The sequence below is a fragment of the Pectobacterium parmentieri genome (assembly GCF_001742145.1).
GTDB classification, from domain to species: Bacteria; Pseudomonadota; Gammaproteobacteria; order Enterobacterales; family Enterobacteriaceae; genus Pectobacterium; species Pectobacterium parmentieri.
The window spans coordinates 1,660,611-1,675,393 of record NZ_CP015749.1 but is presented as its reverse complement, the minus strand read 5'-3'; the positions used below and the strand labels follow the sequence as shown (position 1 = coordinate 1,675,393).

14 protein-coding genes are annotated in these 14,783 nt (G+C 49.3%); 2 read left to right on the top strand and 12 right to left on the bottom strand.

From position 1 onward, the window contains the following. Positions 1-12: 12 nt before the first annotated feature. Positions 13-732 (top strand): fatty acid metabolism transcriptional regulator FadR, encoded by a 720-nt coding sequence (gene fadR, locus A8F97_RS07415; RefSeq protein WP_033071475.1) that lies wholly within the window; start codon positions 13-15, stop codon positions 730-732. A 100-nt stretch (positions 733-832) separates the two neighbouring features. Here fadR and A8F97_RS07410 read toward each other — a convergent pair whose 3' ends face one another. The 8 genes from A8F97_RS07410 to A8F97_RS07375 all read right to left on the bottom strand — a co-directional run bounded on the left by A8F97_RS07410 (position 833) and on the right by A8F97_RS07375 (position 7,505). Next, positions 833-2,374, bottom strand: coding sequence for a SpoVR family protein (locus tag A8F97_RS07410; RefSeq protein WP_025919051.1), 1,542 nt, complete (start codon positions 2,372-2,374; stop codon positions 833-835). Between the two features lie 240 nt (positions 2,375-2,614). Continuing rightward, a complete protein-coding gene (locus A8F97_RS07405; RefSeq protein ID WP_033071476.1) occupies positions 2,615-3,514 on the bottom strand; it encodes a tagatose-bisphosphate aldolase in 900 nt (299 codons plus the stop codon). 37 nt (positions 3,515-3,551) lie between these two features. Beyond that, a complete protein-coding gene (locus A8F97_RS07400; RefSeq protein ID WP_033071477.1) occupies positions 3,552-4,085 on the bottom strand; it encodes a P-loop nucleotide/nucleoside kinase family protein in 534 nt (177 codons plus the stop codon). Continuing rightward, complete coding sequence (locus tag A8F97_RS07395; RefSeq protein ID WP_014699874.1) at positions 4,082-4,519, bottom strand: PTS sugar transporter subunit IIA; 438 nt, start codon at positions 4,517-4,519, stop codon at positions 4,082-4,084. The genes A8F97_RS07400 and A8F97_RS07395 overlap by 4 nt, the downstream gene beginning before the upstream one ends. 6 nt (positions 4,520-4,525) lie before the next feature. Further along, on the bottom strand, positions 4,526-4,804 hold the full coding sequence (locus A8F97_RS07390; RefSeq protein WP_033071478.1) for a hypothetical protein: 279 nt from the start codon (positions 4,802-4,804) through the stop codon (positions 4,526-4,528). 65 nt (positions 4,805-4,869) lie between these two features. Beyond that, entirely contained in the window at positions 4,870-6,207 is a 1,338-nt protein-coding gene (locus tag A8F97_RS07385) for a PTS sugar transporter subunit IIC (RefSeq protein WP_033071479.1), read from the bottom strand. A 13-nt stretch (positions 6,208-6,220) separates the two neighbouring features. Then, positions 6,221-6,514 (bottom strand): PTS sugar transporter subunit IIB, encoded by a 294-nt coding sequence (locus tag A8F97_RS07380; RefSeq protein ID WP_011093910.1) that lies wholly within the window; start codon positions 6,512-6,514, stop codon positions 6,221-6,223. Positions 6,515-6,524: 10 nt separating this feature from the next. After that, entirely contained in the window at positions 6,525-7,505 is a 981-nt protein-coding gene (locus A8F97_RS07375; protein WP_025919054.1) for a 6-phosphofructokinase, read from the bottom strand. Positions 7,506-7,989: 484 nt separating this feature from the next. On the opposite strand from A8F97_RS07375, the gene A8F97_RS07370 reads away from it, so the two are divergent. Beyond that, a complete protein-coding gene (locus A8F97_RS07370) occupies positions 7,990-9,243 on the top strand; it encodes a D-amino acid dehydrogenase (RefSeq protein ID WP_033071480.1) in 1,254 nt (417 codons plus the stop codon). 24 nt (positions 9,244-9,267) lie between these two features. Here A8F97_RS07370 and A8F97_RS07365 read toward each other — a convergent pair whose 3' ends face one another. The 4 genes from A8F97_RS07365 to yeaG form a co-directional block, all read right to left on the bottom strand. After that, positions 9,268-10,467: a multidrug effflux MFS transporter gene (locus A8F97_RS07365; RefSeq protein ID WP_025919056.1), complete on the bottom strand. Its 1,200-nt coding sequence runs from the start codon at positions 10,465-10,467 to the stop codon at positions 9,268-9,270. A 198-nt stretch (positions 10,468-10,665) separates the two neighbouring features. Beyond that, complete coding sequence (locus A8F97_RS07360) at positions 10,666-11,076, bottom strand: hemerythrin domain-containing protein (RefSeq protein ID WP_033071481.1); 411 nt, start codon at positions 11,074-11,076, stop codon at positions 10,666-10,668. A 131-nt stretch (positions 11,077-11,207) separates the two neighbouring features. Then, entirely contained in the window at positions 11,208-12,482 is a 1,275-nt protein-coding gene (locus A8F97_RS07355; RefSeq protein ID WP_014699881.1) for a YeaH/YhbH family protein, read from the bottom strand. Between the two features lie 36 nt (positions 12,483-12,518). Next, positions 12,519-14,453 (bottom strand): protein kinase YeaG, encoded by a 1,935-nt coding sequence (yeaG, locus tag A8F97_RS07350; RefSeq protein ID WP_014699882.1) that lies wholly within the window; start codon positions 14,451-14,453, stop codon positions 12,519-12,521. Positions 14,454-14,783: the final 330 nt, after the last annotated feature.

Below are 14,783 nucleotides of genomic sequence, written 5' to 3'. Positions count from 1 at the left end.
ATTATCAAACACATGGTTATAAAGGCGCAAAGTCCGGCTGGATTCGCGGAAGAATACATTATCGAAAGTATATGGAATAACCGCTTTCCTCCTGGCTCTATTTTGCCCGCGGAAAGAGAGCTTTCCGAACTGATTGGCGTGACCCGTACTACCCTGCGCGAGGTGCTTCAGCGCTTAGCCCGCGATGGCTGGCTGACGATACAGCACGGGAAACCGACAAAGATTAACAATTTCTGGGAAACCTCTGGACTCAACATTCTGGAAACGTTGGCTCGGCTCGATCACGATAGCGTCCCGCAACTGATCGATAACCTGCTGGCAGTGCGCACCAATATTGCCGCTATCTTTATTCGGACGGCGTTACGGCATAATCCTGAAAAGGTGCGCGATGTGTTAACACAGTCAAGCGCGGTTGACGACAGTGCAGATGCTTTTGCGCAGCTTGACTACAACGTGTTCCGTGGTTTGGCTTTCGCCTCTGGTAACCCGATTTATGGCCTGATCCTAAATGGTCTGAAAGGGTTATATATTCGCGTAGGGCGATATTATTTCTCCAACCCAGAAGCCCGTAAATTGGCGGTGAATTTTTACAGTCGGTTGGAAACGTTGCGCAGCGAAGAGTTGTACGATCAGGTTATGGATGTCGTCAGACATTACGGTAAAGAAAGTGGAGCGATCTGGCACAGTATGCAGAGCGCCATCCCGCGAGATATCGCGGAAGTGCGCCGCTAAATCGTCCTACGCTTCATGGTGAATGCGTGAAAAGGGGATTCAGGTTGCTGCCTGAATCCCCTTTGTCTTTGTCGCTTTGTACTGGTGTAGCCGTGTTCTGCTATGCGGATGCTGCTCCGTTACGCGGCGGACAGCGTTCAATCAGCTCAATGCTGCCATCCGAGTTAGCCTGCTCCAGATAAACGTCAAACCCCCACAGGCGATGGACGTGTTTTAACACTTCCTGACTGCTTTTATCTAAGGGGGCGCGGTTATGCGGAACGTATCGCAGTGTCAGCGCTCGGTTGCCGCGCAAATCCACGTTCCAGACCTGAATATTGGGCTCCAGATGGCTCAGATTGTACTGTGCAGACAGCTCTTGTCGGATCAAACGATAACCTTCTTCGTCGTGAATCGCGGCAATTTCCAGATAGTTGTTTCGGTCATCGTCTAGCACGGTAAATAGCCGGAAGTCGCGCATCAATTTAGGTGATAAGAACTGGCTGATGAAGCTCTCATCCTTGAAATTCTGCATCGCGAAATGCAGCGTATCAAGCCAGTCTTTACCCGCGATATCGGGGAACCAGTAGCGATCTTCCTCTGTCGGCGACTGACAAATACGCTTGATGTCCTGAAACATCGCGAAGCCCAGTGCATACGGATTGATGCCGCTGTAATACGGGCTGTTGTACGGCGGCTGATAAATCACGTTGGTATGGCTGTGCAGGAATTCCAGCATGAATCGCTCGGATACCCGGCCTTCATCATAGAGATGGTTCAGAATGGTGTAGTGCCAGAAGGTGGCCCAGCCTTCATTCATTACCTGCGTCTGTTTCTGCGGATAGAAATACTGGCTGACTTTCCGCACGATGCGTAACACTTCTCTCTGCCAGGGTTCGAGCAGCGGGGCATTCTTCTCCATAAAGTAGAGCAGGTTTTCCTGCGGCTCTTGCGGAAAGCGTCTCGCTTGTTCTGGTGCTGCACCCTGTTCGCGGCGCGGTAAGGTTTTCCAGAGGTCGTTGACCTGGCTTTGCAGATAGGCCTCGCGGCTTTTCTGGCGAGATTTTTCCTCTTCGAGCGAAATTTTCTGCGGACGCTTATAGCGGTCAACGCCGTAATTCATGAGCGCATGGCAAGAGTCTAACAAGTGCTCGACCTCATCCACGCCATAGCGCTCTTCGCATTGCGCAATATACTGCCGGGCAAAGAGCAGATAATCAACGATAGAGCTGGCGTCGGTCCAACTGCGGAACAGATAGTTGCCTTTGAAGAACGAATTATGTCCGTAGCAGGCGTGTGCCATGACGAGCGCCTGCATCGGTAGCGTATTTTCTTCCATCAGGTAAGCGATACAGGGATCGGAGTTAATGACGATTTCATATGCCAACCCCTGCTGCCCGTGCTTGTACCGCTGTTCGGTTTCGATAAATTTTTTCCCGAACGACCAATGGGCATAGTTGATCGGCATACCTATGCTGGAATAGGCATCCATCATTTGTTCTGAGGTGATTACCTCGATCTGATGAGGATAGGTTGCCAGACGATACAGCTTGGCTACCCGATCAATCTCGTCGAGATAAACCCGCAATAACTCAAATGTCCAGTCCGGTCCATCACTCAGGCGAAGTGTTTTTTTTACCTGATTATCCGTCGATATAGCCATCAGCGCGCCCCCTAACATAACAAGCCTGTAGATGAGATCCCGTGTGCTGCCTTCCCGCTGGCTCCTGTCAAAAAATCATCGTGGTTCATTTAGTTATAGCTGAGTTTTGGAGGCGCGGCAATTGACGAATCGACTGTGTTCGATGGATAAAGATCGCCGATGGGATAAAAAAGAACGGTGTTTTGCCGTCTATTAATAGGGAAGTGCGCTCCCCTGAGAGAGCGCAGCATTTCGTCTGAACTAGGGGCGTTGATACCGTTTTAACAGCGCCTGAATATCGTTGAGACGGGAGACGGCAACCGTGGAGAGCTTCTCTTTAGAAACGTTGCGATCGAGCGAGATGCAATCCTTCCAGAGAGAGCGGCCAGCAATGACGCCAGAAGCGCCATTTTTTAACGCGCTCTCTACCTGAGGGAGAAAGGTGGCGTGATCGACGCCCGCAGACAGTACGGCCCAGGGTATTTCACCGCAGAGTGTGGTCACGCGCGCACAGGCTTCATCCGATCCAGGATAAGGAATTTTCAAGACTTTTGCTCCTTGATCGATACAGGCCTGACAGCCCGCCGGAATGAGCTCGGGCAGGCGGAGGGTATAGGCTTCGCGGGATTCATTTTCCAGGGAATAGGTGAGAAATTCGACGACGAGCAGTAAATCTTCCTGTGCAAAGTCCCGAATCACGGCACGAAGTGTTTCAAGATTACGGGTATTAGCGTCTGGGATATCTGGGCGAAGGTAGATCATGATTTTTCCGCCAGTGGCACCCCATTCACGTACTTTACGGGCCGTTACGCCCTCAACCATAGTGGAGATCCGATAGCCTTCCGGGCTCGTTTCCCAGCCAGAAGCATCAAGGCCGATGAGCAGGCCAGTATCGCGAGGCAAAATATTTTCGTCTATCAGGCCCGGTATGGCGCAGATCGGGTCAACCAGCACACAGCCCGCCTCAGCCGCCAGATAGCGAGTGATGTCATATTTTGTTTTTCCTAATGTTTCATTGGTAATCGCAGCCTGCGCATCAGATGTTGGTGCTAATAATGTTCGCATCCCGCCACGTTGATCGCAGGCAATAACCATCATGGCGCCCGTTGCGTTACAAATTAATTGATATCCTCGGTGTTCGGCTGTTGTCATGGTGTTCATAATAATTACCCTCATAAAAAGTAATATAAATAAGCGATTAATCCAGGTGTGTTTTGATCCATTGAATTAATTCCTGATGATTAATTTCCTTATCCTGATCAACCGTGTAACACTTTCCAATACACATTGGCTGTGCCTGATGTGCGAGTGAAATTAACTCCGGGAGATACTCATCACCGGGGTGGCCTTTTATTCTTTCATTCATTCTTTTTTGATACCGTTCCACAACCCGTTCAGGTGAAATAGCATTCCATATTTCAAGCGGATGCTTGACATCACACGACGCCAGATATTCCTGTAATATCGACTTTTCACGAAAGCCGAACCAGGCATCAAGTATGAAAATGCTATTATCTGGAGCCTGCCTGACGATGTTAAACATCGCCTGATATGCGGCGAACCCTAGTTTCCTATTTAACGACCTATCGATGATTTCGCAGAATTGCATCATAAATGGCTCTTTTATTTCATCGAGGCTTAACCGTGGGAGATGCAATTCGTCAGCAATAATACGTGCTACTGTGCTTTTCCCTGATGCCGGTATACCATTTACTAAAATAAGCGTTTTCATAATACTCCGACAATATCATCTGCTGTGGTGGCACAACGAATACGAGAGAGCATGTCGTCCTGTTCTAATAGGCTGACGATGGAGGCAATGCCTTCTGTAATATGTGCATCGCTGTTAACGCCACCGAACATGATTAAAATATCTACAGGCTCACTTCCCTGAATAGAAAGTGGTGTTTGCAACGTCAGTAAACTAAAACAATTTTCAATGACACCGCACTCAGGGCGCGCATGAGGAATAGCGACACCTTCATCAAAAACATAATAAGGACCGTATTTTTTCGTGCTGTCTATTACGGCAAGCGGATAGTTCTTCGTAATACATCCTGCACTGACTAATGGTTTTGCGGCGCAATGAATAGCCTCTTCCCATGTTTCACATAGCACGCCGAGTTGAATGCAGTTGTGCTGTAAAAGGAAATTTTTTATACTCATAAAACCTCATATATTTTTCCGAATAGTATTTCTGAGTTCATCTATCTGAATGAAAATAATATCAACGCGATCCCGATAGTCAGGATGAGAAGAAAATAATTGAATGGCCTGGTTGTATTTAATCATTAGCGTTTTTTGCGTGTCACTGTGGGTCGGGTCTTGTGCTAAACGAGATTCAAGTTCCGCTAATTCCTCCTCAATTTCTCTGATGCGATTGTCATCCGTATTATCACGGTGGCTGGAAGAGGGGCCAGGGGATAAAAAACGTTTGAGTAGAGAAAACATAGTGGTTCCTTAAGCAATTTACATAATGGCATTAATAGCTACAGGCCATACGATGTATTTATGCGTTATTGCGACAGTTTACGATTTGCAATAAAGGCAATGGCTGCCACGAATGCGATAAAGGCGGCGACAAATAACCAGTCTTGCTGGAAGGCGTGTCCTAATATTAGCCCGGTACCAATGACATCAGAGTCACTGAAGGTCACGCCGGTAAATCCGAAGACTTCCAGTAATGGCACCAGAATGGCAGGCAATAAGGTAATGAAAAGGCCATGAACCACACCACCGATAATTGCGCCACGCCGTCCCCCCATGGCGTTACCGAAAATACCCGCCGTTCCGCCTGCAAAGAAGTTGGTCAATAAACCTGGCAAAATCATCGCCAATCCAAACATTGGGAAGATCAGCATCCCCAGAATGGAACCAACGGTGGTGGCGAGGAAGCCAACAATCACGGCGTTGGGTGCATAGGGGAAGAGTACCGGGCAATCCAACGCGGGTTTAGCGTTAGGCACCAGACGCATGGCGATACCTCGAAATGCAGGCACCAGCTCATTAAGCAGCAGCCGTACACCGCTGTAGAGAACGAAAACGCCCGCCACAAACTGCATGGACTGCATGAAGGAATACATCAGATAGTTGACGCCGTTGGCATATTGCGCGATGTAGGCGGGCCCCGCAGCCAAGGCGGGGATGAGGTACATCGGCACCATAACGACGGCCATCGACAGATAGGTGTCCTGCAAGAATTTGAAGTTATCAGGCAGCGTTAAATCTTCTGTAGATTTAGAGTTTTTACCGACTAACCGAGCGACGGCGGCCTGCACCAGATACCCGATGGTACAAAAATGCCCCAGTGCAACATCATCGGAATTTGTGATTTTACGGACAATCGGCTGCGCCAGCGCAGGCATCAGCACGGCCATAATACCGCCAAATATACCGCCGGTGAGGATCAACGTCGCGCCGGTCAAGCCCGACTTATAGCCGATCACCGTACCGATTGTTGCCATCCACAGCAGAGCCTGCCCCGTTAGGAAGATATATTTAAAGGGGGTAATCCGCGCAATCAGGATGTTGACGGCAAAGATCACCATCAGCGTCAGTGCGACTTCTGACCCAAGTTCGCGGTTTGCCAATCCGGCGATGGCGGCGACGTCCGTGATGTAGCCTTTCATGCCGAAACCATGAGTAAAGATACTGTTCAAGTACGTCAGGGCATCGACGATAATGTTAATCCCCGCCATCATGATGAGGAAACCAAGCAGTGTCTTGAACGTCCCCTCTGCAATTTTTCCTACCGATTTTTTCTGTAAAATCAACCCGATCATGGCGATCAGCGCGATTAATATGGATGCCTGGCCTAATAAATCTTTCACAATGAAATTGATAACGGTGTTCATTTTTCACCTCATGCTATTTATGAGCCTGGATGTAGGCTAAAATTTTTTCTTCTATTTCATCTTTGTCGGTAAGTTTATTAAGAATGATGACTCTTTTTTTCTCATCTTCACTGGCGTCGCTATTCAGGATATCCGCAAATATTTTCTGGGTTAGAATGACGTCATAATTAAAGGCTGAGGCTTCTGAAATCGTGGTGTGATTGATTTCCGCATCAATGCCCAATTTTTTTAATACGGATTTTGCACTCATTTCGATAGCGAAACTGGAACCTAATCCACAGCCGCAAACACAAAGCACTTTCAACATAATAATGGCCTCATATAAGATGGTGAGTTTTCGCAAGTTTATAAAAATGACTTTCGACATCAACCAAACGTCGTTCGGAATCCTCCAGATCGATAGGGATAGCTTTGTTGTTATTATTGATAATGATAATTTTATTAGTCAGGCCAGCGTTAATACACCGAACGACCTCTTCTGCTAATAGAGTGCCCTGAATAATTTCTTCCCCGGTAGGCGCGCCACTTCGTAATCCGTATCCTAAAATAGTTTTTCGGATGCGGATCCCAACCTTATGTTCGAGCTTCTTGATAATAGTATCGATAGCGCCCTGAAAGCCGGGGGTATATTCATGGGTGTAGCCCTCAGAGCATAAAATAACCACACTATTTTGTTCTGCAATTTTCTCCCGAATACGGTGTGATAACGCATCAATATCCCACGGTGATTCCGGAATGAGTGCGATATCAGCATTACTCTTTAATGCCGCCTGTAGTGTTAGTTCACCGCAATAGCCACCGAGTAATTCAATCATGAATACCCGTCCCTGTAATCCCCGGCCCGTATTACGTAATTTCTCTACCTCACCCATTACCTGTTCGCAGGCGGTAGAAAAACCAATCGTATAGCTATTCCCTGAGATGTCGTTATCAATCGTCATTCCTACGCCGTAACAATGAATACCATAGTGGCTTAATTTTTTTAAAAATTGAAATGAACCATCTCCTCCAGCCATAATGAGCGCATCGAGTTTTTGTTTTTGGATGTTTTTAACGATTTCCTCGTAGTCTGTTTTTCTACATTTCTCAGTTTTTCTCCCTGATGCAATCAGCGGCATTGACGAAATGGAGTAATCCACCAGATCTCGACGCGTGAGGATTTTACAGCAATTATCGATAAGGCCATTAATTCCACCATCGAAAATGACGATGTCAGCGGCAGTCATTTTATTCACCTGATAGATGAAGTTATTTATTCCGCTGGCGTCGCCGCCGCTAATGACTAATCCAATTTTCATCATCGCCCTCGAAAAATATGAATAACCATCGTGTGAACACAATGTTATTAAACTGATAAGGTGTTTTTTTGATGGATGTCGCAAAATTGTATTTAATTACGTGCGGTCATGTCTTGACAGCGATGTTGTTACTTATATTTATGTGATGGTGGTCATGATTTAAAAATAAGCAATCTAACTAACGTATTAATTAAACTGGGATTTAACATTTTTATCTTTTTTACTTTTCTTTCTCGTTTTTGCGAAAAAATGAAAGCGTATTTTGTGAATGGTTTCACAGTTATTTCGTTACGATTTCAGTGAAGAATCAACGGGACGAAAAGATAACAATAAATAAATGTTATCGTCGAGGCAGGTGACAATTGCTTCCCAACTGCTAGAGTAGTCTTCAGTTTCACCTTTTAACTAGTGTTTTATTCCGGTAAATGAGTAATTCGTCAGCAGATTAAATGGCCTTTAACGGTGCAGAAGGGAGAGTAGGCGCATGCGGGTTGTGATTCTGGGAAGTGGTGTGGTTGGTGTAAGTACCGCCTGGTATCTTGCACAGGCAGGGCATGATGTTACCGTTATCGACAGGCAACCTGAACCCGCGTTGGAAACCAGCGCAGCGAATGCAGGGCAGATCTCACCCGGTTATGCCGCACCGTGGGCTGCACCAGGAATACCGCTGAAAGCGATAAAATGGATGTTTCAGCGCCATGCGCCGTTGGCCATTCGGCCAGACTTCACGGCGACACAACTTTGCTGGATGTGGCAAATGTTGCTCAACTGCGATGCGCGCCACTATAAGACCAATAAAGCCCGGATGGTGCGTCTGGCGGAATACAGCCGTGACTGTTTGCAACAACTGCGGCGAGATACCGGTATTCAGTACGAAGGTCGACAGGGTGGAACGCTGCAACTGTTCCGCACCGAACAGCAATATGATAATGCGATACGAGATATCGCCGTACTCGAAGAGGCTGGCGTACCTTACCAATTGTTGACCCGCCAGGAGCTGGCCTCGGTTGAACCTGCGCTGGCGAGCGTGGCGGAGAAGCTCACCGGTGGGCTGCGGTTGCCGCATGATGAAACGGGCGATTGCCAACTGTTCACCCGCCAACTGGCGGCGATGGTCATCAATGCAGGGGTTACCTTCAAGCTAGGGCGTCATGTTCGCCAACTGCGGGTCGAAGGGCAACATGTCACGGGTGTACAGTGCGACGATGAAATGATCGTAGCAGATGCCTATGTGATGGCCTGCGGCTCCTATTCTACGGGGCTACTGCGGCAGTGGTTCACTATTCCGGTTTATCCGCTGAAAGGCTACTCATTGACGATCCCGTTGGCGGATGATGCTTCGGCACCCGTTTCTACCGTGCTGGATGAAACGTACAAAGTAGCCATTACACGTTTTGACCATCGCATCCGCGTTGGTGGCATGGCAGAAGTGGTGGGTTTTAACACCGATCTGAACCTTAAACGACGTGAGACGCTGGAAATGGTGGTGCGCGATCTGTATCCCCATTGTGGCCCGATCGAGCAAGCGACATTCTGGACAGGGCTGCGCCCGATGACGCCAGACGGCACGCCGCTGGTAGGGCGCTCGCCGCTGAAAAATTTATATCTGAATACAGGACATGGTACGTTGGGCTGGACGATGGCCTGCGGGTCAGGAAAGCTGCTGGCGGATATTCTGTCGGATAAATCACCGGAGATTGAGGCCGATGATTTATCCGTGGAAAGATACGTTCGTTAATGTATCTGTATTCAGTGTTTTGCACTAGGCGCGGGGCAGCGACGTAATGCTGCTCTTGTGGTGACGCGTGAGCAGGCGGGCGCGTATCGCCAGCAGAGCGGCACAGAGCATAACCAGCGCCAGTGATATTTTTGACGGCAGAGGCATTGCCATTGCAATCAGCCCCAGTGCCGCACCGCCCGCCATCTGCACAAATCCTACCATCGCCGACGCAATGCCCGCTTCATTGGAATAAGGTTCCAGCGCATAGCTGGTGGACGGCCCGATCAAAAATGCCAGACCCGCACAGGCTAGCGCGACGGGTAACATGTAGGTTGGCCAGGTATCTTGCATGGTTTCGGGTAAGAAAACGACACCGCCGAGCAGCGAAAGAAAACCCGCCCCCATCAGCAGGCTACCGATAGCCAGACAGCGCGGCCGACCGACTTTGCGGATGATGCGATTGGCAAAAAAGCTGACCAGCATGATCCAAAAGCCGTTTGCGCCGAAGGCAATCGAAAACTCAAGCGGCGTGAGTTGCGCCTGGTTCATTAACACCACGGGAGAGAAGGTGACGTAGGTTAACGCCATCCCCATTGCGCCTGCATTGACTGACGCGAAACCCAGAAAGTGGCGATCGGATAACAGGCGGGCATATTGGCGCAGCGGCAAACCGTGCACCGGTAAGGTTGAATCCGGGCGTGTTTCGGGCAGGAAACGGATGACGAGTGCCAGTACCAGAACGCTGTAACCTGCAAGGAACCAGAAAGGAGCGCGCCAGCCGAAAGCCTCGGCTAAAAGCCCACCTAATAACGGTGCTAGCGCCGGGACGATGTTCAGCGTGCCGTTAAGAAAACCATAGGTTCTGGCGGCATCATCGCCGTTTAGTTTGTCTCGCACGCTGCTGAAAATGGCAACGGCGGTACAGCAGACGGCCATACCCTGAAAAAGGCGTGAGAGAATGAATAGCGTGGCATCGGTGGCCAGTGCCGCCATGATCGCCCCGATGATGTAAATAACCACGCCTGCCAGCGCCATGGGGCGGCGACCGTATTTATCAACCAGTGGCCCTGCCAAAAGCTGACCTAATCCCATGACCAGAATAAAGAGGGCAACGGTGGACTGAATCAGCGATTCTGGGCTGTTCAGCGCCACGGCGATGGCGGGAATAAGCGGTAAATAGATGTCGATGCCCAGAGGGCCGAGTAGAACCAGAGTCAGTAAAATCAGAATAAATCGTTGCATAACAAAACAGAAATCTAGGTTTTATGGGGCCGATAGGGTAATGCGCACACTGGCGGAAAGGAAGTGTTATCTTTGTGACGGTGTCACCGATGTGTGGCGAAAGATGAGTCGATATATGCGGAGGCGGCTGGTCATGAGTAGGGTGGAGTCGAATGTGTCAGAAATTCTCCACCCTTTAGTCAGGCGTATTTAATAATCTCAGGCAGTTTCAATACGGGGATAAAAATCATGATTTTCCCGCTGCATACGCTCATAGACTTTACGTAAGACGTGATTAGCGTCAGCCCGGAAATCCCTATCGTGCCCAACCAACTGTGAAGCTGTATTCCAGCGGCGGGAAAAGGCATCGTAATCCGCAGCGATGGTTTGCATTTCATCCTGATAATGTTGACTCATTTTCGCTAACTGTTCATCACCGCTGCGTTGCAGTGAAGGGTAAAGCACGCGATCTTCCGCAGAAAGATGCAGTTTGATAGTCGAACTCATGGCGACAATGGCACGAGCGATGCCAGTGGCGTTCTCCGTCACGCCTTCCCGCGACAGGCGACGCAGGGTGTCAATGCTTGCGAGTATTTCGGTGTGCTGGTGTTTGAATTTATCAATATTCATGAGCGATTCTCTGTGCAGGTATAATGCTATTTATAATACATGTATTTTAAATGCATGTTTATAGAAAAATGCCTACAGAGATAAAATCAGCCAGCTACCTGTTAACAGATAACTGGCCGATTGAGAGGTCGCTAATGCCCTACGGTTTGTTTACGGAAGAGTTCACGGAAGACAGGGTAAATATCATCCTGATCGCGGATATGCTGCATAGCGAAATTATCAAACGTATCACGCAGCGTTTCATATTCGCGCCAGAGCGTCTGGTGTGAACGTCGGGTGATTTCTATATAGCTATAGTAACGCACCATCGGCAGAAGCTTATTCGCTAGGATCTGGTGGCACAGGGGTGAATCATCTGCCCAGTTATCGCCATCCGACGCCTGTGCGGCGTAGATATTCCACTGTGATGGATCGTAACGTTCACGCACCACCTCCTCCATTAGCTTTAAGGCACTGGAGACAATGGTGCCGCCGGTTTCCTGAGAATAGAAGAACTCCTGCTCATCGACCTCTTTAGCCTGCGTGTGGTGGCGAATATAGACAACATCGACGTTTTTATAATTTCTGCTGAGGAACAGATACAGCAGAATATAAAAGCGCTTCGCCATGTCTTTCGTCGATTGATCCATAGAACCGGACACGTCCATCAAACAGAACATTACGGCCTGGCTAGACGGTTCGGCCCGACGCTCGTAGTTCTTGTAGCGCAGGTCAAACGTATCGATAAAAGGCACACGTGCGATTTTCTGGCGCAGTTCGGCAATGTCCTGCCGTAACCGTTCCTCTTCCAGCAACTGTGCCGGTTCGGTATGCGCCAACTGCTCCAACGACTCTTCCAACTCATGCAACGTGCGGCGTTTACCCGCCGTCATTGCCATACGGCGTGCCAGCGAGTTTTGCAGCGAGCGTACCACGCTAATATTCGCAGGAACGCCGTTAGCGGTATACCCGGCGCGATGCGTTTTGTATTCGGTCATCTGCCGATGCTGGGTCTTCTTCAGATTCGGTAGCGCCAGATCTTCAAACAGCAGGTCCAGATATTCGTCTTTGGAGATCTGAAAGACAAACCCATCCTCACCTTCGCCGTCTTTGCTGGCATCCCCCTGACCGGAGCCACCGCTGCCACCGCCTTGTGGCCGCTCGATTTTGTCATTCTGTACGAAGTGATCGTTGCCCGGATGGACGCGATGGCGGCGTCCTCCGCGGCCCTGATGGAACATCGGTTCGTTGATGTCTGCATTGGGGATCGACACCGACTCCCCGCTTTCGATGTCGGTCACCGAACGCTTATTAATGGCCTCGGAAATCGACTGTTTTATTTGCGACTTATAGCGGCGTAGAAAGCGTTGGCGGTTCACCGTGCTTTTGTTTTTGCCGTTCAGTCGCCTGTCAATAAAATAGGCCATGTTTCCCCCAAACGCTGTTGCCAGCATCGTGCGTCATTATGATGATTTCCTCACCCGCAGATACCATTCGCACAGCAAACGCACCTGTTTCCGGGTATAGCCTTTCTCCATCATGCGATCGACGAAGTCATCATGTTTTTTCTGTTCATCCGTTGAGGTTTTGGTATTAAACGAAATCACAGGCAACAGCTCTTCCGTGTTGGAGAACATCTTCTTCTCGATAACCGTGCGCAGTTTCTCGTAACTGGTCCAGTTTGGGTTCCTGCCGCTATTGCTGGCGCGGGCGCGTAGGACGAAGTTGACAATCTCGTTACGGAAGTCTTTAGGATTACTGATGCCCGCAGGCTTCTCGATTTTTTCCAGCTCGGCGTTCAATGATTCACGGTCAAACAACTGGCCAGTATCGGGGTCACGGTACTCCTGATCTTGGATCCAGAAATCCGCGTAGGTAACATAACGGTCAAAAATATTCTGCCCGTATTCGGAATAGGATTCGAGATAGGCAGTCTGGATCTCTTTACCGATAAATTCGGCGTACTTCGGCGTCAGATAGCCTTTCAGGTGCTCCAGATACTTCTCTGCCAGCTCCTGCGGAAACTGCTCGCGTTCGATCTGCTGTTCCAGTACGTAGAATAGGTGTACCGGGTTGGCGGCGACTTCGCTGTGATCGAAGTTGAAGACGCGTGACAGAATCTTAAAGGCGAAACGGGTCGACAGACCATTCATCCCTTCATCCACGCCCGCGTAGTCCCGATATTCTTGATAGGATTTAGCCTTTGGATCGGTATCTTTCAGGCTTTCCCCATCGTAAACCCGCATCTTGGAGTAGATGCTGGAATTTTCAGGATCTTTCAGACGCGACAAAATAGAGAAGCGGGCCAGCGTTTCCAGCGTACCGGGGGCGCAAGGCGCATGTGTCAGTTCGCTGTGATCCAACAGTTTGTCGTAAATTTTGACCTCTTCGGATACGCGCAGGCAGTACGGCACCTTCACGATATACACGCGGTCGAGGAACGCTTCATTGTTCTTGTTGTTACGGAACTGTACCCACTCGGATTCGTTGGAGTGCGCTAAAATAATCCCGTTGAACGGCAGGGCAGCAATGCCTTCCGTCCCGTTATAGTTGCCTTCCTGTGTGGCGGTCAGCAGCGGATGAAGCACCTTGATGGGGGCTTTGAACATCTCGACGAACTCCATAATGCCTTGGTTCGCGCGGCACAATGCACCGGAGTAACCGTAGGCATCAGGATCATTCTGGGCAAAATGTTCCAGTTTGCGGATATCGACTTTACCGACCAGCGCTGAAATATCCTGGTTGTTTTCATCGCCCGGTTCGGTTTTCGCGATCCCGATTTGTGCCAGAATGGATGGCCACACTTTGACGACTCTGAATTTAGAAATGTCGCCACCGAAATCCTGCAGGCGTTTGGCCGCCCACGGTGACATGATTGTGCCGAGATAGCGCCGCGGGATCGTATACTCTTTTTCGAGTATTGCGGCATCTTCCTGCGGGTTGAACAGGCAGAGCGGATGGTCATTTACCGGGCTACGCTCGCCGTTGGCGCTGAGGATGTAAATGGGCACGCGCTGCATCAGCGCTTTCAGGCGTTCAGCCAGAGAGGATTTCCCGCCACCAACCGGTCCCAATAGATACAGAATCTGTTTCTTCTCTTCCAATCCCTGCGCGGCATGCTTCAGGTAAGAGACAATCTGTTCGATAGCCTCTTCCATACCGTAAAATTCTTCAAAAGCAGGGTAGCGAGCAATCACCCGGTTAGAGAATAGGCGCGACATTCGTGATTCTTGGGCGGTATCCACCATTACAGGCTCACCGATAGCCGTTAACAATCGTTCAGCCGCGTTCGCATAAGCGGTGCGATCCTGCTGACAGATGGTAAGGAATTCCTGCAGAGTGAACTCTTCGTCCTTGGCAGCGTCGTAGCGCTGGCGGTAGTGATCAAATATGTTCATAGCGATGCCCGTCCTTCGTCGATTAGCACAGATTAAGAGAGCGTGTGGAATATATGCCTATTAATGTATTGCCCTCCGAAAGAAGAAGTCTTTTGAGTCCAGCAACCCTTATGCCAACTTGTCGCGTCAGGGCGTCGTAATTTTATTCATACCTGCTGGTCAGGAAGACGTCACCTTCTGTATTAAAGCGTAGTTTGCATCCGTAAAATTTCCTCTAGTCCACTGGCGTATTTTTAAGATATTTCAAGGACTCACTTTCAGGAAAATCCGTGTAACATTGTCGTTAATAGGCTCTCAGCCTTAAGAACACTGCCTATTACCGACGTTAGC

What these genes read in the sequence shown, in the direction of transcription:
- fadR (WP_033071475.1), top strand. Translation starts at nt 13, where the DNA reads ATGGTTATAAAGGCGCAAAGTCCGGCTGGATTCGCGGAAGAATACATT.
- A8F97_RS07410 (WP_025919051.1), bottom strand. Translation starts at nt 2,374, where the DNA reads ATGGCTATATCGACGGATAATCAGGTAAAAAAAACACTTCGCCTGAGT.
- A8F97_RS07405 (WP_033071476.1), bottom strand. Translation starts at nt 3,514, where the DNA reads ATGAACACCATGACAACAGCCGAACACCGAGGATATCAATTAATTTGT.
- A8F97_RS07400 (WP_033071477.1), bottom strand. Translation starts at nt 4,085, where the DNA reads ATGAAAACGCTTATTTTAGTAAATGGTATACCGGCATCAGGGAAAAGC.
- A8F97_RS07395 (WP_014699874.1), bottom strand. Translation starts at nt 4,519, where the DNA reads ATGAGTATAAAAAATTTCCTTTTACAGCACAACTGCATTCAACTCGGC.
- A8F97_RS07390 (WP_033071478.1), bottom strand. Translation starts at nt 4,804, where the DNA reads ATGTTTTCTCTACTCAAACGTTTTTTATCCCCTGGCCCCTCTTCCAGC.
- A8F97_RS07385 (WP_033071479.1), bottom strand. Translation starts at nt 6,207, where the DNA reads ATGAACACCGTTATCAATTTCATTGTGAAAGATTTATTAGGCCAGGCA.
- A8F97_RS07380 (WP_011093910.1), bottom strand. Translation starts at nt 6,514, where the DNA reads ATGTTGAAAGTGCTTTGTGTTTGCGGCTGTGGATTAGGTTCCAGTTTC.
- A8F97_RS07375 (WP_025919054.1), bottom strand. Translation starts at nt 7,505, where the DNA reads ATGAAAATTGGATTAGTCATTAGCGGCGGCGACGCCAGCGGAATAAAT.
- A8F97_RS07370 (WP_033071480.1), top strand. Translation starts at nt 7,990, where the DNA reads ATGCGGGTTGTGATTCTGGGAAGTGGTGTGGTTGGTGTAAGTACCGCC.
- A8F97_RS07365 (WP_025919056.1), bottom strand. Translation starts at nt 10,467, where the DNA reads ATGCAACGATTTATTCTGATTTTACTGACTCTGGTTCTACTCGGCCCT.
- A8F97_RS07360 (WP_033071481.1), bottom strand. Translation starts at nt 11,076, where the DNA reads ATGAATATTGATAAATTCAAACACCAGCACACCGAAATACTCGCAAGC.
- A8F97_RS07355 (WP_014699881.1), bottom strand. Translation starts at nt 12,482, where the DNA reads ATGGCCTATTTTATTGACAGGCGACTGAACGGCAAAAACAAAAGCACG.
- yeaG (WP_014699882.1), bottom strand. Translation starts at nt 14,453, where the DNA reads ATGAACATATTTGATCACTACCGCCAGCGCTACGACGCTGCCAAGGAC.